The organism is Streptomyces sp. NPDC049597 (genome assembly GCF_040675505.1).
In the GTDB taxonomy this organism is placed as follows: Bacteria; Actinomycetota; Actinomycetes; order Streptomycetales; family Streptomycetaceae; genus Streptomyces.
In genome coordinates, this window is sequence record NZ_JBFAOY010000010.1 from 141,242 (window position 1) to 158,514 (window position 17,273).

13 protein-coding genes and 3 pseudogenes are annotated in these 17,273 nt (G+C 72.4%); 11 read left to right on the forward strand and 5 right to left on the reverse strand.

Annotated elements, in window-relative coordinates; all coding sequences use genetic code 11:
- Positions 1–261 precede the first annotated feature (261 nt).
- Entirely contained in the window at positions 262–750 is a 489-nt protein-coding gene (locus tag AB0K02_RS14480; protein ID WP_365992732.1) for a hypothetical protein, read from the forward strand.
- 267 nt (positions 751–1,017) lie between these two features.
- On the opposite strand, the gene AB0K02_RS14485 is transcribed toward AB0K02_RS14480, so the two are convergent.
- A complete protein-coding gene (locus tag AB0K02_RS14485; protein WP_365992733.1) occupies positions 1,018–2,592 on the reverse strand; it encodes an alkaline phosphatase D family protein in 1,575 nt (524 codons plus the stop codon).
- A 292-nt stretch (positions 2,593–2,884) separates the two neighbouring features.
- Between AB0K02_RS14485 and AB0K02_RS14490 the strand changes: the two genes are divergently transcribed.
- Complete coding sequence (locus AB0K02_RS14490) at positions 2,885–3,034, forward strand: hypothetical protein (protein WP_365992734.1); 150 nt, start codon at positions 2,885–2,887, stop codon at positions 3,032–3,034.
- Positions 3,035–3,083: 49 nt separating this feature from the next.
- Here AB0K02_RS14490 and AB0K02_RS14495 read toward each other — a convergent pair.
- The 3 genes and pseudogenes from AB0K02_RS14495 to AB0K02_RS14505 all read right to left on the reverse strand — a co-directional run.
- Positions 3,084–3,264: pseudogene (locus tag AB0K02_RS14495) on the reverse strand (beta-N-acetylglucosaminidase domain-containing protein); the annotation flags it as partial.
- Between the two features lie 6 nt (positions 3,265–3,270).
- A pseudogene (locus tag AB0K02_RS14500) lies at positions 3,271–4,302 on the reverse strand (S66 peptidase family protein).
- 399 nt (positions 4,303–4,701) lie between these two features.
- Positions 4,702–5,499 (reverse strand): DeoR/GlpR family DNA-binding transcription regulator, encoded by a 798-nt coding sequence (locus tag AB0K02_RS14505; protein WP_365992735.1) that lies wholly within the window; start codon positions 5,497–5,499, stop codon positions 4,702–4,704.
- A gap of 408 nt (positions 5,500–5,907) precedes the next feature.
- On the opposite strand from AB0K02_RS14505, the gene AB0K02_RS14510 reads away from it, so the two are divergent.
- The 6 genes and pseudogenes from AB0K02_RS14510 to AB0K02_RS14535 all read left to right on the forward strand — a co-directional run bounded on the left by AB0K02_RS14510 (position 5,908) and on the right by AB0K02_RS14535 (position 9,837).
- Positions 5,908–6,357: an extracellular solute-binding protein gene (locus AB0K02_RS14510; RefSeq protein WP_365992789.1), complete on the forward strand. Its 450-nt coding sequence runs from the start codon at positions 5,908–5,910 to the stop codon at positions 6,355–6,357.
- A pseudogene (locus tag AB0K02_RS14515) lies at positions 6,282–6,587 on the forward strand (ABC transporter permease subunit); the annotation flags it as partial. The gene AB0K02_RS14510 and the pseudogene AB0K02_RS14515, both read left to right, overlap by 76 nt.
- Positions 6,588–6,641: 54 nt before the next feature.
- Positions 6,642–7,592: a sugar isomerase gene (locus tag AB0K02_RS14520; RefSeq protein WP_365992736.1), complete on the forward strand. Its 951-nt coding sequence runs from the start codon at positions 6,642–6,644 to the stop codon at positions 7,590–7,592.
- Positions 7,585–8,601: an ROK family protein gene (locus AB0K02_RS14525; protein ID WP_365992737.1), complete on the forward strand. Its 1,017-nt coding sequence runs from the start codon at positions 7,585–7,587 to the stop codon at positions 8,599–8,601. The genes AB0K02_RS14520 and AB0K02_RS14525 overlap by 8 nt, the downstream gene beginning before the upstream one ends.
- Complete coding sequence (locus AB0K02_RS14530; RefSeq protein ID WP_365992738.1) at positions 8,598–9,020, forward strand: PfkB family carbohydrate kinase; 423 nt, start codon at positions 8,598–8,600, stop codon at positions 9,018–9,020. Before AB0K02_RS14525 ends, AB0K02_RS14530 begins: the two co-directional genes overlap by 4 nt.
- Positions 9,001–9,837, forward strand: coding sequence for a class II fructose-bisphosphate aldolase (locus tag AB0K02_RS14535; RefSeq protein WP_365992739.1), 837 nt, complete (start codon positions 9,001–9,003; stop codon positions 9,835–9,837). The genes AB0K02_RS14530 and AB0K02_RS14535 overlap by 20 nt, the downstream gene beginning before the upstream one ends.
- Before the next feature lie 191 nt (positions 9,838–10,028).
- Here the strand turns inward: AB0K02_RS14535 and AB0K02_RS14540 are convergent, their stop codons facing one another.
- The gene (locus AB0K02_RS14540; RefSeq protein WP_365992740.1) at positions 10,029–11,828 is read right to left on the reverse strand and encodes a glycoside hydrolase family 35 protein; all 1,800 of its coding nucleotides are present in this window, start codon (positions 11,826–11,828) and stop codon (positions 10,029–10,031) included.
- Between the two features lie 667 nt (positions 11,829–12,495).
- Here AB0K02_RS14540 and AB0K02_RS14545 point away from each other — a divergent pair.
- The 3 genes from AB0K02_RS14545 (at position 12,496) to AB0K02_RS14555 (ending at position 16,894) form a co-directional block, all read left to right on the forward strand.
- Positions 12,496–13,536 carry a LacI family DNA-binding transcriptional regulator gene (locus AB0K02_RS14545; RefSeq protein ID WP_365992741.1) on the forward strand — a complete coding sequence of 347 codons (1,041 nt, stop codon included), beginning with the start codon at positions 12,496–12,498 and terminating at the stop codon, positions 13,534–13,536.
- 856 nt (positions 13,537–14,392) lie between these two features.
- Positions 14,393–15,841 carry a Gfo/Idh/MocA family oxidoreductase gene (locus AB0K02_RS14550; RefSeq protein ID WP_365992742.1) on the forward strand — a complete coding sequence of 483 codons (1,449 nt, stop codon included), beginning with the start codon at positions 14,393–14,395 and terminating at the stop codon, positions 15,839–15,841.
- A gap of 51 nt (positions 15,842–15,892) precedes the next feature.
- Positions 15,893–16,894: an NEW3 domain-containing protein gene (locus AB0K02_RS14555; RefSeq protein WP_365992743.1), complete on the forward strand. Its 1,002-nt coding sequence runs from the start codon at positions 15,893–15,895 to the stop codon at positions 16,892–16,894.
- The last annotated feature ends 379 nt before the right edge of the window (positions 16,895–17,273 follow it).

The window sequence follows — 17,273 nt, forward strand, 5'->3', positions numbered from 1 at the left end:
GATCGGCGTTGCGGTGCCCCGCGCCGGTACCCGCGCGCCGTCGATAGGCCGACTGCACCAACGCACCGCCGCCCGCCCCATGCCGCCGGTACCGCCTGTCACCTGGGCTTCCGCCCCTTCTCGGGGAAACGGCACGGGTGATGCGGGCGTGCCGCTGCCGGTGATCGTGCGCAGAGTGTGTACGGGAGGCAGCCAACGACACCCCCTGGGAACCCACGGCCATGCCTTCCGCCACCAGGCTGCCGTCCGTTGAGGAGTGTCATGCGTGTTTCACAGAGATGTGTCGGGCTGGCCGGAGCCGCTGTCGTCGGGCTGTTGACGCTCTCGCCGTCTGCGGCGTGGGCGGACGGCGCTCCCGCGGCGGGAGCGGGGCCGTCGAATGTGCGGGTGAGCCCGGGGCAGGTGCATCAGGGCGCGACGCTGTCGGTCACCGTCTCGGGCTGTCCCGGCGGCGGAACCGTCAGTTCGGCCGCTTTTCCCACCGTCACGCTGCCGGCGGGTGCGACGACGGTCACCGCGCGGGTGGACAACACCGCAACCCCGGGCGCGGCCAGGCTGACCGTGCACTGCGGCGGACGCACCGCCCACGCCACCTTCACCGTCCTTGCCGGCGCGGCGGCGCAGGGCGGCCTCGGTGGCTCCTACGCACCTGGCACCGGTGAGATCGCCGCGGGTGCCGCTCTGACAGGCATGGCCGCGGCGGCCGCCGGAGCCGTCCTTCTGCGCCGCCGCAGCAGCGGCCGGGTCTGACCCGGGCGAGGACCTGCCCGGGCCCGGTCCGACCGCTCATGCGTGGTTCCGTCCGCGGCACGGGACGAGAGCGCCCCGGACGGAGGCACGGTCGTTCGCCGAGTCCGGCTCCGACTCGTGGACGAGGCCGGGGCGGGTCCGCGCACGGCGTGCCTGCGCCCCGTTCCCCGCGGCCCGGGCGGCGGCCCGTGTCACGGAGGTGAGCCGGGCACCGAGAAGGCCGCACCGGTGCCCACCGGTGCGGCCTCGGCGTGAGGTGCCGCCGGGTCAGACCAGGACGCCGGGCACGCCGTCCTCGACCACGACGCTCGCGCGCGTGCTGATCGGGGCGCCGGGCCTGGTGACGTACGGCAGGACACGGAAGTCGCTGGTCCAGTGCCGGCGGTCGACGCGGACGCGCACGTAACCGCGCTGGCCGTTGAAGAACTTCATGTGCGGGTTGGCGGCGAGGAACGTCTGTCCCTCGGCCGTCATGTCGGCGCCGTCCCCGCCGCTGGTGACGGAGGTGCCGACGAACTCGGCCCCGACGGTGGCCGATTCCGGGTCCGCGTAGTCCCGCTTGAGGTCCCAGGCGTAGTTCTGGTGCCGGTCGCCGGTGATGACGACGAGGTTGCGCACCCCGCGGGAGTCCGCCTCGGCGAGCAGCCGGTTGCGCTCGGCGGCGTAACCGTCCCAGGGGTCCATCCACACCGTGGTCCCGGGGCCCGGGTCGTGGTCGGTCTGGCCCATGGGGGCCTGGTTGCCGAGGACCTGCCAGCGGGCCGGGGAGCGGCTGAAGCCCCTGAGGACCCAGTCGCGCTGCGGTGCGCCGAGCAGGGTGCGGTCGGGGGCGAACCGGTCGGCGCAGTCCGCCGATATGCCGTCGCCGCACGCCTGGTCGTCGCGGTACTGCCGGGTGTCGAGCATGGTGAAGTCGGCGAGGCGCCCGTAGGAGAGTCTGCGGTACATCTGCACGTCCGGGCCCTCGGGGAGCTGGGGGCGGCGCAGCGGCGCGTGCTCGTACAGGGCCTGGAAGGCGGCGGCCCTGCGCAGCATGAAGGCCGCGGGGTCCTGGTCCTTCTCGGGGATGCCGTCGGCCCAGTTGTTCTCCACCTCGTGGTCGTCGAACGTCATGATCCACGGGAAGCGGGCGTGGGCCTGCTGCAGCGGGGCCTCGGACTTGTAGAGGCCGTACTGGAGCCGGTAGCGCGCGAGGTCGACCGTCTCGGTGTGGAACTTCGGGTCGGTGGTGACACCGCGCCTGTTCGTCTTGACGCCGTACTCGTAGAGGTAGTCGCCGAGGTGGACCACCAGGTCGAGGTCCTCTTCGGCCATGTGCCGGTAGGCGGTGAAGTACCCGTCCTGCCAGGCCTGGCAGGAGGCGAACGCGAACGTCAGGTCGGCGGGGTTCGCCCACGGCAGAGGGGTGGTCCGGGTGCGGCCGACGGGCGAGATCTCGGAGCCCGCGCGGAAGCGGTAGTAGTAGACCCGGTCGGGCCGCAGGCCCTCGATCTCAGGGTGCACGGAATGGGCCAGTTCGGATGTGGCGACGACGCTGCCGCTGCGCACGACGCGGCGGAACCGCTCGTCCTCGGCGACCTCGTAGTGGACGCGGACGGGTGCGTCGGGCATGCCGCCCATGCCGTCCTGCGCGAACGGGTCGGGCGCCAGCCGGGTCCACAGCACGACGCCGTCGGCCCGAGGGTCGCCGGAGGCGACGCCGAGTGTGAAGGGGTTGCCGGTCAGGGTGGGGGCGGCGAACGCGGCGCCGGAGCTCCACTCGCCGGTGCCCAGCATCAGCGCCGCGGCGCCTGCGCCGCCGAGGCCGAGCAACTTCCGCCGGGACAGGGGACGTACGCCCACGGGGTCCTCCTTGGCTGTCCGTTGTGAACCGCCAGAACCCTCGTGCGGGTGGATGTCCCACGGCCGCCCCTGATGTGACCGGATCCCGAGAAGTACGTGAACTCAGCAGCCAGTTGGCGTGCACAGTGCGCCGTCCCCGCATCGTTGCCCTGTTGTTCTCCTGTGCCCGGGCCGTCGTTCAGGAGGCCGCGGCGTTCGCGGACGGGCCAGGCAGCGCACAGCGCGGCGGACACGGGCGGAGCCGACGCCGGAACACTCCTCTCCGGCGCCGGCTCCCCCGTCCCGCGGCGGCTTGCTGCTCAGCCCGTCGCGCGGCCTTCAGGAGCAGGCCCGGGCGGTGCGCGTCGATCCGCCCCGCAACGCCTGGGGCACGGCGCAGGTGAAGGCCGGTGGCGGCGTGCTCGACACCTTCCTCGCCCAGGCCAAGAGCCGTATGCGCTGACGATTCCCTCGGCGGGCCGGGACGCACGTGGCCGCATGAGCGGTGGACACCCGCTGGTGTTCCGGTAGTCGTACCGGGTAGTTGTCACAGACGAACACCTTGCGGCCGAAGAGCTTCGCCGCCCCCTCCGCCTGCTGGTTGGTGATGCTGGGCGGCACGACGTCGGTGCCGGTCCACATCACCTCGATCACGGGGTCGAGCGTGGCGCGCAGCGTCTGGTTGTAGGTTGTGATGCGTCAATCCAAGGTCTGCGTCAGTTCGCTCCGGCTCGCTGTGTGAACGATACGGCCGTACGCCCCGTTGACGATCGGCATGTAGGGCGGGACGTGACCGCACTCGATGTCGGCGATGATCGGCACGTCGAGAGAACCGAGTGCGTCGAGGACGGCCTCGTGCTGGCTGAGGGAACGGTTGTCGGGTGCGTTGGTCCGGCCGACGAGAACCGCGTTCGCCCGGTCGAAGAACCCAGCGAGCTTCATGCCATGCAGGGTTCCGGCAGATGGTGAAAGCATCGTCGCCGGCTGCCTCCACGTACACGAGGAGCCCATCCGGTGACTCGTTGCCAGCGAAGGCCGAGACGTCGAGGTAGGCCGTTCCCGCGAGATTGCACAGAGTTTCGATGCAGCCGCCGATCAGTCTTCCCTCGGCCTGCACGTCACCGCTCCCGTCGATCCGGGTCCAGGCGCCCACGGAGTCGAGCGTGTACTCGCGTATGTCGGGGCAGGCGGCGAAGTCGTCGAAGCCGGTGGTCCGGTGGCGACCGGGCGGAGTCTGGGTGAACTGGTGCCCCGGCGGCGCTGCAACGATGTCGAGCCACGATCGCAGTCCTTCAGGCACTCGGTAGGGCGTGTCCATGAGGTTGTTGCCATGGACGGTCGCCGTCCCAGTGATCAGAGTCATCGGCGTGATCAGGGTCGACATGTCGGAGAATCCAACGAGCCAGGTGGGCTCTGCCTCCCGCAGCCTGTCCCAGTCGAGCAGTGGTAGCAGGTCAATCGCAGTCTCTCCGCCCCACGGCGGCACGATGGCCTTGACAGTGGAGTCGGTCAGCATCGACATCAGCTCGCTTGCGCGGTCAGCGGCGCCGAAGAGCTGACGTGCCCGGAGCCGTCCATGCACCGGCCTATGACGACCTCGTACCCGCGATCCTGGACGTCACGAACGGCGACATTGAGGCGCTCCCGCAGTTCCTTCGCGACCCCGCTCGATGGAGCGGTAACACCAACACGGTCACCGGGACGCAGGGGGGACGGGTATCGAACAGCCATGCGCTGGATCTTGGCACAGTGACCTGTCCGGAGGACACGGAGTTCTCTGCGCTCCAAACGGCCCGGATATGTGGTCACCAGGTTCAAAAGCACCGAGTGAAGCGGTTGGCGTCCGTCACCTTGAGCCTCGCCCGCACGGGACTCGCCGTTCGACCGGTCGTACTCGGCGGGGTTCGCCGCACCGCCTGGTCCCGCGAGAACCGAGACGAGACCGAGCGGAGCGACAACCGCCCCCTTGCATGCGTATTGGTGATTGCGTGAGGCGCAATCAGCGCAACTACAAGCACATGGCTGGGGTGCGAGGGCCACGACCCCCGGTCAGCCGGGCAGGGTGTTACTGCGCGGTGGGCCGCGCGCTCGAGGGCGCGGAGGAACGGATGACGGCCCGGCCGGCCGGTGTCAGACGGCGATGACCTTGACTCCCGCGTCGGCCAGGCGGGCCGAGGTCTCCGCGGAGATGTTGGCGTCGGTGACGAGGACGTCGATGCGGTCGAGTCCGCAGATCCGGGCGAAGGCGCGCCTGCCCAGCTTGGACGAGTCGGTCACGACGATCACCCGGTGCGCCCGCTCGGCGAACAGCCTGCTGACGCTGGCCTCGTCCTCGTGGTGCGCCATGATGCCCAACTGCGGGTCCACACCGTCGACGCCGAGGACGACCGCGTCCAGCACGACCTCGTTGAGCACGCCCATGGTCAGCGGTCCCACGAGCTCGTAGGTCTGCGGGCGTGCCACGCCGCCGGTGGTCACGATCTTGATCTGCGGGCGCACGGCGAGCTCCCCCGCGATGTTGAGCGCGTTGGTCACCACGGTGAAGACGGGCGAGGGTGCGCCGGTCGTCTCCCGCTGCCCGCCGCTCGCCCGCAGCGCGAGCGCCCGGGCGACCTCGGTCGTGGTCGTCCCGCCGTTGAGTCCCACCACCTCGCCGTCCCCTATGAGGTCGGCGGCCGCCGCGGCGATCCGCTGTTTCTCCGGAGCGTGTCGCGAGGACTTGTAGCGCAGCGGCAGTTCGTAGGAGACGCCGTGCGCGATCGCACCGCCGCGGGTGCGGACGAGCATCTGCTGCTCCGCCAGCTCGTCGAGGTCCCGGCGGATGGTGGCGCTGGACACGTCCAGCGCGCTCGCGGCCTCCTCGACATCCAGACGCCCGTCGGCGGCCAGCAGCTCCAGCAGCGCGTTCCAGCGCTCGTGCTTGGACATCGTCGGACTCCTTGTCGCCGTGCAACCGCCCTGAGCTGCCACTGATCGTACTGGGGACGCCCGCGACCGGTGCGGGCAGATGCTCGGCGACCACCGCACCCCTCAGCGTTTTCGCTTACTTCTGCTTGAAACTCATGAGAAACGAGCAACTCTTGACAAGCATGGCGACAGTGCGACAGCGTGCTGAGCGCAAGGGACCCCGTGCAGGGTCGAGGTCTTGTGACGAAGGCGGTCTTGGCAGTGAACAAGCGCATACTCGCTCTCTCCGCGGCCTGCGCGATCGGCGCGCTCACGCTCACGGCATGCGGAGGGGGCGGCGGTTCGGCCGACGGGGAGGTGACGCTGAAGCTCGTCGCCGCCGATTACGGGGACAAGGCGTCCAACAGCTCCACGGCCTACTGGGAGGACGTGGCCAAGAGGTTCACCGCCGCCAACCCCACGATCAAGGTCGATGTGCGGGTCATCAACTGGAACGACATCGACGCCCAGGTCAAGACCATGATCCAGAGCGGGAACGTTCCGGACGTCCTCCAGACCGGCGGCTATGCCGACAAGGTCGCCGACGACCTGCTCCACAAGGCGGACGAGGTCCTCTCCGAGAAGACCCGCGCCAACCTCATCGACAGCTTCGCGAAGGCGGGAGAGGTCGACGGGACGCAGTACGGCATCCCGTTCGTCTCCTCGGCCCGCGCCCTGTTCTACAACAAGGGCGTCTTCGCGAAGGCCGGCGTCACCGAGCCGCCGAAGACGTGGGACGAGGTGAAGGCCGCCGCCGAGAAGACGACGGTCTCGGGCGCATGGGGGCACTCGTACGGGTCACCCTGCCGCTGGCGCTGCCGGGGGTCGTCACCGCGATGATCTGCACGTTCATCGCCGCGTGGAACGAGTTCGTCATGGGTCTGACCCTGTCGACCGTCCCCGAGAGCCAGCCGCTGACCGTCGGCATCAACAGCTTCATCGGCAATTACACCGTGCAGTGGAACTATCTCTTCGCAGGCTCGGTCATCGCCATCGTGCCCGTCGTCGTGCTGTTCGCTTTCATCGAGCGCAAGGTGGTGTCCGGTCTGACCGCCGGATCCGTCAAATAGCGGGCCCGCGGCCCTCATACGTCAACCGACCCTTCTGAGCAAGGAGTTCAGCCCATGACCGCCCCGGACGCCTCCCGCACCTCGGTCGAGATCGCCTCCCAACCGGACACCTGGAGGCGAGCGGCCGAGGCCGTCGGTTCGCTCCACGGCGTCCTGCCGCGCCGCGGCGAGCGTGTCGCCGTCGTCGGCTGCGGCACCTCCTGGTTCATGGCCCTCGCCTACGCCCAGCTCCGCGAGACGGGCGGCCACGGCGAGACCGACGCCTTCGCCGCCTCCGAGTTCCCCGCCGGCCGGGCCTACGACCGCGTCCTCGCCATCACCCGGTCCGGCACCACCACCGAGGTCCTCGACGTACTGGCCGAGGTGAAGGGGACCGTCGCGACGGCGGCCCTCACCGCCGACCCCGCCACGCCCGTCATCGACGCGGCCGACGCCGTAGCCGTCCTGGACTACGCCGACGAGCAGTCGGTCGTCCAGACCCGCTTCGCCACCACGGCGCTCGCCCTGCTGCGCGCGCACCTGGAGGCCGAGGACGCGCTGCCCGCGGGGGTGCGTCCGCTGGCACGGGCCGTCGAGGACGCCGAGCGCGCCCTCGCCGAGCCGCTCAGCGCCCAGGTTCGCGCGGCCGAGCAGTTCACGTTCCTCGGCACGGGCTGGACCTACGGCCTCGCCCTGGAGGCGGGACTCAAGATGCGGGAGGCGGCGGGCGCATGGACCGAGTCGTACCCGGCCATGGAGTACCGGCACGGGCCGATCAGCATCACCGGCCCCGGCCGCGTGGCGTGGCTCTTCGGTGCGACGCCGACGGGCCTGGCCGACGACGTCGAGCGGGTCGGCGGCACCTTCGTCGCCGGGTCCGGGGACGCGGCCGGTGGGCTCGACCCGCTGGCGGACCTGATCCGGGTGCAGCGGCTGGCCGTGCTGCTCGCCGAGGCGCGCGGGTACGACCCCGACCGTCCGCGCAACCTCACCCGGTCCGTCATCCTCGAGAACAGCCATGCCTGATCCGCACGGCACGCGCGACTGCGTCGTGGCGCTGGACGTCGGCGGCACCGGCATGAAGGGGGCGCTGCTCGACCGGGCGCTGACGCCCCTGGCCGTGCTGCGCAGGCCGACGCCCCGCCGGGACGGCCCCGACGCGGTGGTGGCCGCGATCACCGGCGCGCTGCGCGACCTCGCGGCCCGGGCCGCCGACCGGCACCTGACGGTCCGCCATGCGGGCACGGTGGTCCCCGGGACAGTCGACGAGGAGGCCGGACGGGCGGTGTACTCCGCCAACATCGGCTGGTCGGACCTGCCGCTCGCGGCACTGCTGCGGGACGCGACGGACCTGCCCGTCGCACTCGGGCACGACGTGCGCGCCGGCGGGCTCGCCGAGTGCCGTACCGGTGCCGCGCGCGGTGCGCGGGACGCGCTCTTCGTGCCGGTCGGCACCGGCATCTCGGCGGCCGTCGTGTGCGAGGGCCGGATGGTGCGCGGCCTCGGGTACGCCGGAGAGCTCGGCCACACCGTGGTGGAGCCCGACGGCGAGCGGTGCGCCTGCGGCGGCCGGGGCTGCCTGGAGACCGTGGCGTCCGCCGCGGCGATCGAGGCGGCGTACACGGCGCGTTCCGGGCGCGCCGTCGACGGCGCCGCCGGGGTGGCGCGCCTGGTGGCGCAGGACGACCCCGTGGCCGTGGCCGTGTGGGACCGCGCGGTCGACGCGCTGGCCGCGGCGCTGGCGACGTTCACGACGCTTCTGGCACCGGGTGTGATCGTGATCGGCGGCGGTCTCTCGGAAGCGGGCGGCCTGCTGCTCGATCCGCTGCGGGCGCGTCTCGGCGAACGGCTCACGTTCCAGCGCCGGCCCGAACTGGTCCGGGCCGAACTCGGCGACGAGGCGGGGTGCCTGGGCGCCGGGATCCTCGCCTGGCAGGCGGCGGCGGTCGAGCCGGTCCACCGCGGGGCCGTGACCGCGGGAGCCGCCGCGTCCGGGCCCGGCCGGCGGCCGGTGGCGGGAGCGGCGGCGCCGTGATCCTCACCGTGACCCGCGGGCCGGGCTGGTCGAAGACGCCGCCACCGCACCGGCGGCCGACTCTTCCCGCAGCCCGGCCGCGCGCAGCCGCGGAGGTCCTGCGCGCGCTCGGAGCGCAGGCCGTGGGGGCCTCGCGGGGGCCGGAGGGGCTGTACGCGGTCACCCCGCAGGGTGCGTGGCGGGCCGCTCCCCCGCGCCGTCTGTCCGGGGACCCGACGGGCGCGGGGGACGCCTGTGTCGCCGCGCCCGCCGCCTCGCTCGCGAACGGCGATCCGTGGCCGGTGCGGCGGCGCGAGGCCGTGGCGCTGTCGGCCGCCGCGGTCCCCTGCCCCACGGCCGGCGATGTCGACGCGGACGTCCACGCCCAGTTCCGTACCACCGTTTCCGTGGAGAACACCCATGCCTCTCACGTCCACTGACGAGATCGTCGGTCCGGCCCGCGCGAACACCTCGGGTGTCGGCGCGTTCAACGTCGTGCAGCTCGAACACGCCGAGGCGATCGTCGCCGGCGCCGAGCTCGCCCAGCTGCCGGTCGTCCTCCAGGTCAGCGAGAACACCGTCCGCTACCACGGCGGGCTCGCCCCGATCGGGCTCGCCTCCCTCGCCGTGGCCCGGGGGGCCGACGTCCCGGTGGCGGTCCACCTCGACCACGCCGAGTCCCTGGGCCTCGTGCGCGAGGCCGTCGACCTCGGCTTCACCTCCGTCATGTTCGACGCCTCCAAGCTGCCCTACGAGGAGAACGTGGCCGCCACGCGGGAGATCACCGAGCACTGCCACAGCGCCGGCGTGTGGGTGGAGGCCGAGCTGGGCGAGGTCGGCGGCAAGGACGGCGCGCACGCGCCCGGCGTCCGCACCGATCCCGACGAGGCCCGTGCGTTCGCCGCGGCGACGGCCGTCGACGCGCTGGCCGTCGCCGTGGGCAGTTCGCACGCCATGCTCACCCGGGACGCGGTCCTCGACTTCGAGCTCATCGCGCGGCTGCGCGAGGCCGTGCCCGTGCCGCTGGTGCTGCACGGTTCGTCGGGTGTCAGTGACACCGATCTGGCGAAGGCCGTCACGGCGGGGATGACCAAGGTGAACATCTCCACCCATCTCAACAAGCTCTTCACCCGCACCGTGCGGGAGCGTCTGGAGGCGTCCCCCGACGTCGCGGACGCCCGCAGGTACCTGGGCCCGGCCCGTGACGCGGTGGCGTCGGAGGTGGCGAGGCTGCTGGGCGTCCTCGCAGGGGTCTGAGACCCGCGAGGCGGGAGGAGGGCGGCGGGAGCGGGCCGCTGGTGCGGGCCGCTCCCGCCGTGCGTCCGGGGCGCCGCGTCCGGCGGACGCGAGAAGGCCCGCCGTCCGTGCTCCTCCCCTGGTGGCACGGACGGCGGGCGGCTTCGGTCGGTCGGTCGGTAGGCCGGTCGGTCGGTCGGTCGGTCGGTCGGTCAGGAGAACGTCTCGATGTACTCCTCGGGCGGGCCGAGTTCGGGGGTGTCGCGCAGCTCCACGGTGTCGCCGAGGCACTCCAGTTCGAGCACGGTGAGGGTGTTCTCGCCCGCGACGGTGAGCGGTGCCGGCAGGTAGAGCGTGACCTGCGGGCCGATGTTCCAGTAGCGGCCCAGCAGGAAGCCGTTGATCCAGACGAAGCCCTTGCCCGAGCCGGGGAACGCGAGGAACGCGTCCGCGGTCCCGTCCGCCGTGAAGGCCGCCCGGGCGAAGCCCGTCGTCCCTTCCGCCGGTGCGGCCCGCACGGCCCGGTCGAGGAGGCCGGCGGACCACTCGTCGAGCGGCAGCGGGTGCATCGTCCAGTTGTGGACGAGACGGCGTCCGATGCGCACTCCGCCGAGAATGCCCTTGCCCTGGCCCAGCAGCGGCCCGTAGTTGATGCGGCCCTGGTTCTCGACGAGCAGTTCCAGGCGGACGACGCGGCCGCCCTCCCCGTCGAGGGCGAGGGAAGCCGTCTCGCGTTCCAGCACGCCGACGGGGCTGCCGTCGACGAAGACCTGCGCGCGGTCGTGCAGGCCGGTCACGGTCAGTTCGATCGCACCGGGCGGGAGCACCGGGTGGGCGCGGTACAGGACGAGCCCGGACGCCTGACCGAGCTGCCCGAAGCTCAGCGGGTCGGGCGAGGCGACGGCGTCGGACACGGCCTCCAGCGCGCCGAGCAGTCCGGCCCGCCGTGTGAGGGGCAGGATGCGCGGGGTGAGCAGGCGCGGTGGTGCGGGCAGGGGGCGCGGCTCGGCACCGGTGGCCGCGAGCAGCCGGTCCCGCATCGCGTGGAACTTCGGGGTGAGCGCCCCGTGTTCGGCGACCGGCGCGTCGGAGTCGTAGCTGGTGACGGTGGGCTGGAACACGTCGCCGTCGTGGTTGGCACCGGCCCACAGCCCGAAGTTGGTGCCGCCGTGCGCCGGATAGAGGCTGACAGAACCGCCCTCGCCGAGGATCTCGTCCAATGTGGCGACCGCGCTCCCTGCGGAGCGGGTGTGGTGCTTCTCGCCCCAGTGGTCGAACCACCCGTTCCAGAACTCCGCGCACAGGAACGGCTCCCCCTCCCGGCGTGAGCGCAGCAGCCTGGCCGCCTGGTCGGCGCGCGAGCCGAACGTCACGGTGGCGAGCACGCCGGGCAGAGTGCCTCCGTCGAGCATCAGCGCGGTGGGCCCGTCGGCGGTGTAGAGGAGTTCGGTGATGCCGCGCTCCACCAGGGCGTCGCGCACCCAGTGCAGATAGGCCTGGTCGTCCCCGTAGCTGCCGTACTCGTTCTCCACCTGGACGGCGACGACGGGCCCGCCGTTCGCGGCCTGGAGGGCGGCGATCCGGGGAATGAGGACGTCGAACCAGCGGGCGACCTCCTCCAGGTAGGGGGCGTGCGAGGAGCGCAGCCGCATGCCGGGCCGGTCGGTCAGCCACGCGGGCAGGCCGCCGTTGTCCCACTCGGCGCAGATGTACGGTCCGGGCCGGACGATCACGTCGAGACCGGTCTCCTGGGCGGTGCGGACGAAGCGCTCGACGTCGTGCCGGCCGTCGAACCGGTGCTCGCCGGGGCGCCGTTCGTGGAAGTTCCAGGCGACGTAGGTGTCCACGGTGTTGAGACCCATGGCGGCCAGGCGTTCAAGCCGGTCGCGCCACTGGCCGGGGTGGACCCGGAAGTAGTGCAGCGTTCCGGCGAGGACGCGGTGGGGGCGGCCGGCCCGCAGCAGTTCGCCGTCGGGGTGGGTCAGCAGGGCGTTCGGGGCGGTGGGGCTCACTTGACGGCTCCAGCGGTCATGCCGGCGCGCCGAAGCGCTGCGGGGCGACGAAGGCCATGAGGGCCATGAGGGCCATGAGAACGACGAAAGCGACGATCAGGGGTGTCACGGAGACCAGCGACCCATGACGACGAGCGGGGCCGGTACGGCCACACGGCCCGCTTCCGGCCGCCGAGGCCGACGGTGACCGGCTGGAGCCGATCGCCGCCGAGCACCATGGCGGGCATGATGTTACCGCTCTCAAGAACGGCGTACCGTGCCAGGCCCGTCCCGGACCCGGCGAGCCGCAGGCCTCGGCCGCGTCCGCGCAACCGGGTGACCAGCGCCGGAACGTCAGCGATACCGGCTCACCGCCGCCGGAGCCCTTCTCGGCGGACGAGCATCCACCGATGCGTGCCGCCTGCGGCGGTTCCCACGGTGCGCGTACGACACTTCTTCACGGCCTCTCCTTGTGAACGTGGGCAGGGCCAGACCCGGACACGCTCGGCGGGGTCTGCTGCGAGATCGATGGGCACGGCACGGCCCCGGCCCCGCCTTGGCCCTCATGACCGGAACTATGGCAGAGAATGTTATCGATGCCAAAATTGGGATCGCCCGTCCCGATCACCCCGGCGCCGCGCGGATGAGGCCGGTATCATCCGGCCCGTAGGAACGGAAAGAGGGCCGCATGCAGACAGCGAACGGTGGCGAGGGCGCCGGACGGCCGCCCGGCATGGCCGACGTGGCCCGGGTCGCCGGGGTGTCCGCGCAGACCGTCTCGCGCGTCCTGTCCGGGCACCCGAACGTCCGGGAGCGGACCCGCGAGAAGGTGCTCGCGGCCGTCGACCAGCTCGGCTACCGCATGAACAGCGCGGCACAGAGCCTCTCGTCCGGGCGGAGCCGGACGATCGGCGTGGTGACACTGCAGACGACGTTCTACTCCCGGCTGACCCTGACCTTCGGCCTCGAGAGCGCGGCGCGGGCGGCCGGGTACGCGGTGTCCACCGCGTCGACCGCGTCCCTCGACACCTCCGCCGTCGAGGCCGCGCTCTCGCGGCTCGCGGACCAGCGCGTCGAGGGGATCATCCTGGCGATCCCGCTCATCCATGTGAGCCCGCGCATCGAACAGCTCACCGGTTCGCTGCCCACCGTCACCATCGACGGTTCACGCACCGAGGCGTCCGAGGTCGTGGCGGTGAACCAGTCGCAGGCCGCGCGACTGGCCACGCGTCACCTGCTCGACCTGGGTCACGAGACGGTCTGGCACGTCGCGGGGCCGGGCGAATGGCTCGACGCGGCGAGCCGGCTGCAGGGCTGGCGGGAGACGCTGGAGGCGGAGGGCAGGACCGTGCCGCCGGTGCTCAAGGGCGACTGGTCGCCTTCGTCGGGGTACCGCAACGGCCTGATCGTGGGCCGCATTCCGGAGGTGACGGCAGTCTTCGTGGCGAGCGACGAGATGGCGTTCGGCGTGATCCGGGCGCTGCACGAGCTGGGCCGGCGCGTGCCGGAGGACATCTCGGTCGTGGGGGTGGACGACATCGCCCTGGCCGAGTACTGCTCGCCGTCGCTCACGACGGTGGCACAGCCGTTCGCGGAGATGGGCGCGCTGGCGGTCGGCCATCTGCTGCGGCACATCGCCGACCCGCAGGCCGCACCCGAACCGGCGTCGGTGGAACCGAAACTGATCGTCCGCACGAGCACGGGGCCGGTGCGCGGCACGTCTCCCTGACCTCTCCCCAGGGCGCACGTACGAGGCACCTGCTCGCCGCCGGCCGGCCGGGTGGCGCATGCGGCGGCGCGGGGTGCGGGCCGTCGGGCCGTCGGGCCGTCGGGCCGTCGAGCCGTCGGGCCGTCGAGCTCCTCAAGTCGTCGTGGACGCTGGCACATGGACCCGTCCGGGCCGGTGTCCTGGGCCGTCGGCCGCCCCGCGCGAGCCGTCGGCCGCCGACCGGACAGGCCAAGGCGTGCCACCGTTCGGGTAGCGAAAGCCGGCCAGGCGGCGGTGGCGGCGGCGGGCCATCCAGCCGCCGCACGTCATCGGCGACGGCGGCGTGCTGATCCGCCAGGGTCGGCGTCCCACACCGGTCGGACATCCCGCGCCCCGCCACCGAAACACAGCCACCCGAGGGCTCCAACGACCCGACACACCGAGGCGCAGCCCCCGTTCGGACACGACGAACACCGGCCAGGCGGCCGCGCCGTGGCCTCGCGTACCGGCCGAAGGCGGTCCGGTTGATGGGGGGGGTGGCCCCGCGCAGGCAGGGGCGCCTCCACCGCACCCGCGGCGCGAGCTCGCGGGACCTGCCACCCGGCGGCCGATGCGCCGCTCCCCGGCCCGGGCACGAGATCGCCGGACCGGCCGCAGGCGACCCGCGTGTCCGCGCGCACGCCACCAGTCGCACCGACAACACTGTCGACGATGCGCGCCAGCACGCCGAGGGCACGGTGACCGCGCAGGTCACGCCCCCGCACACTTGTGCATTTCTGTTTGCAACTCGGTTCTTGCGAGCATCTATTGACATGCCCGTGGCGGTCCCGTCAGAGTCGTCCCGCCAGTGATGCCGACCTCATGTCTGGAGTTCGTCATGCCTGAAGTCCCCGAAGTCTCACGGCGTTCGGTGCTCGGAGGCGCCGCCGCCGGTGCGCTCGCCGTCGGTCTGGGGGCCGGCGCCGCCTCCCCGGCGTCCGCTGCGCCGGGCGCCGACGCCGACGTCACGGCCACAGCCGCCGCGCCGAGTCGCCAGGCCGGCCAGAAGTCCATGATCAACGTGCCGTACGAGGCGCACCGGACGGTCCGCGTCGCCACCATCGGCCTCGGCAACCGCGGCAACGGGATGACCAAGGGCTGGTCCGTCGTTCCCGGCTGTCAGGTGACCGCCGTCTGCGACATCCGCACCGACCGCGCGAAGCGCGTCGCGGACGACCTGGTCAAGGCGGGCAAGCCGCGCCCCGCCGAGTACGGCGGCTCCGCCGAGTCGTACGCCGCGATGCTGGGTCGCGACGACATCGACCTCGTGTACATCGCGACACCGTGGGAGTTCCACTACGAGCAGGGCAGGGCCGCCCTGCTGGCCGGCAAGCACGTCATCGTCGAACTCCCCATCGCCACCGGGCTCGACGAGCTGTGGGACCTGGTCGACACCTCCGAGCGGACCCGCCGCCACCTGATGCTCGCGGAGAACTGCTCGTACGGGCGCAACGAGCTGGCGATGCTCAAGATGGCGCACGAGGGCGTGTTCGGTGACGTCACCAACGGGCACGGCGGCTACCTGCACGACCTGCGCGCGCTGCTGTTCTCGAACACATACTACACGGACTCCTGGCGCCGTCTGTGGCACACCCGCAGCACGGCCTCCTTCTACGCGATGCACGGGCTCGCCCCGGTCGCCGCGGCCATGGACATCAACCGCGGCGACCGCATGACGACCCTGCGCACCACCGCCACCGCCCCCAGGGGACTGGCCGACTACCGCGAGCGCTTCGTTCCCAAGGGGCACCCCTCCTGGAACGAGACGTACATCAACGGCGACCTGGTCACCTGCCTGATCGAGACGGCGAACGGCCGCGTCATCCGGGCCGAGCACGACGTCAGCTCGCCGCGTCCGTACAGCCGCATCAACTCCCTCGCCGGCAGCCGGGGCATCTTCGAGGACTACGCGGGAACGTCGCGTACCGGCGGGCGCGTCTACTTCGAGCCGGATCACGGCGGCCACGCGTGGCGGGACTTCGAGCCGTACCGCAAGGAGTTCGACCACTGGCTCTGGAAGAAGATCGGGGACGACGCGGCGAACAACGGCGGCCACGGCGGCATGGACTACGTCCTCCAGTGGCGCACGGTGCAGCAGATGCGGGCAGGTCTGGTGCCGGACATCGACGTGTACGACTCGGCCGCCTGGTGCTCCCCGGTTCCGCTGAGCGTCATGTCCCTCGACCGCAAGGGCAAGCCCGTGGCGGTGCCCGACTTCACGCGAGGCGCATGGGTGAACCTGCGCGGTGGGCTCGACTCCCGTATGACCGAGATGCCACCGGTGTGACGCCGGGCCCCGCCCTCCCCCCGCCCCCCCCGAGACAAGGAGCGAGCAGCGATGTCCGTCCTTCTGACCGCGCCACGAAGAGCCGTGGCGGCCCTGTCGGTGGCGGCCCTGGCGTTCACCGGCGCCCCCGCGGCCGCCGCACAGGCCGCAGAGGAGCCCGCGCCCGCGGCACGCACCGAGGTGGCGATCTCCCCCGTCGATCTGGACGGCCCCGCCGTCTCGGCGGTCAAGGTCACCGTCACCAACGCGGGGCCGGAGCGCATGCGCCGCCTCGAGGTCGCCTTCGCGGGCCCTGCGGGGTGGGCGGTGCAGCCCGCCGTGCGCCGCCTCGACGGCTCGTACGCGCCGGGCACCACCGCCACGGCGGAGTTCAGGATCCAGGTGCCGGAGCCTCGCCCCGGGTTCACGATGCGCACGTTCACGGCCACCGCCACCTATGAGGGCGGCGACGGCCGGGGCACCGCCACCGGTACTCGTGTGCAGCGCTCGGGTCCGGTCCTGGCCCGCCTCTCGGACGCGTACAACAACGTCGGCATCACCGACGAGAGCAACACCGCGCCCGGTGACTACGACGGCGAGGGCAACAGCTTCTCCGCGCAGAAGCTGGCGGCCGTCGGGCTCACGCCGGGAGCGCCGGTGACCGCCCTGGGGGCCCGGCTCACCTGGCCGACCGCCGCGCCCGGCACGAAGAACAACGTGGCGAGCACGGGGCAGGCCGTGCGGATCGACGCCAGGGGAAGCCGCCTGGTCCTCCTCGGCTCGGGCGTCACCACCGGGGCCACCGGCACGGCGACGGTGATCTACACCGACGGAACCAGCACCAGGGGCGCGGTGGGCTTCCCCAACTGGTCCTTCCAGGACGCCACCGCGCACGGCGCGACGCTGGTCAAGTCGTCCGACGGCCGCAACCGGCCCGACGGGTACGGCAACGCGGGCATCGCCTACCGGGTGTTCGCCCACTCGGTCCCGCTCGATCCGGCGAAGACCGTCGAGGTGGTCGTCCTCCCGGCGAACGCCAACGTCCACCTGTTCGACATGGCGGTCGCCCCGTAGCGGGCGGGGCGCTGCACGGCCGGCCGGCGGAGTGAGGCGCCCTCCGCCGGCCGGCGTTCGTCCGGCCGGTGCCGGCGTCCCGGGCCGCAGCGGGTTCCTCGGGCACAGGATGTCGCCTGCCTCCTCCTCGGCGAGCAGTCCCCGGTCCACCACGAGCGAGCGGACCCCGGCGCCAGTGGCCAGACGACGAAGTGCTCGTGGAGGCGGCCGGTGCGCATCTCCTCGCGGGCCACGGCGATGGCGTCCGCCTCGGCCACGCCGAGCAGCCCCGTGTCCGCGGCGGGACTGCACGCGACGTTGTCCTCCCCGACCGCGGGAGCGGCGCGGTGCCGACGACCGGTCACCGAATCGTTGGACGACCCATCCTGGTGACGCAGCG

What these genes read in the sequence shown, in the direction of transcription:
- AB0K02_RS14480 (WP_365992732.1), top strand. Translation starts at nt 262, where the DNA reads ATGCGTGTTTCACAGAGATGTGTCGGGCTGGCCGGAGCCGCTGTCGTC.
- AB0K02_RS14505 (WP_365992735.1), bottom strand. Translation starts at nt 5,499, where the DNA reads ATGTCCAAGCACGAGCGCTGGAACGCGCTGCTGGAGCTGCTGGCCGCC.
- AB0K02_RS14520 (WP_365992736.1), top strand. Translation starts at nt 6,642, where the DNA reads ATGACCGCCCCGGACGCCTCCCGCACCTCGGTCGAGATCGCCTCCCAA.
- AB0K02_RS14525 (WP_365992737.1), top strand. Translation starts at nt 7,585, where the DNA reads ATGCCTGATCCGCACGGCACGCGCGACTGCGTCGTGGCGCTGGACGTC.
- AB0K02_RS14535 (WP_365992739.1), top strand. Translation starts at nt 9,001, where the DNA reads ATGCCTCTCACGTCCACTGACGAGATCGTCGGTCCGGCCCGCGCGAAC.
- AB0K02_RS14545 (WP_365992741.1), top strand. Translation starts at nt 12,496, where the DNA reads ATGCAGACAGCGAACGGTGGCGAGGGCGCCGGACGGCCGCCCGGCATG.
- AB0K02_RS14550 (WP_365992742.1), top strand. Translation starts at nt 14,393, where the DNA reads ATGCCTGAAGTCCCCGAAGTCTCACGGCGTTCGGTGCTCGGAGGCGCC.
- AB0K02_RS14555 (WP_365992743.1), top strand. Translation starts at nt 15,893, where the DNA reads ATGTCCGTCCTTCTGACCGCGCCACGAAGAGCCGTGGCGGCCCTGTCG.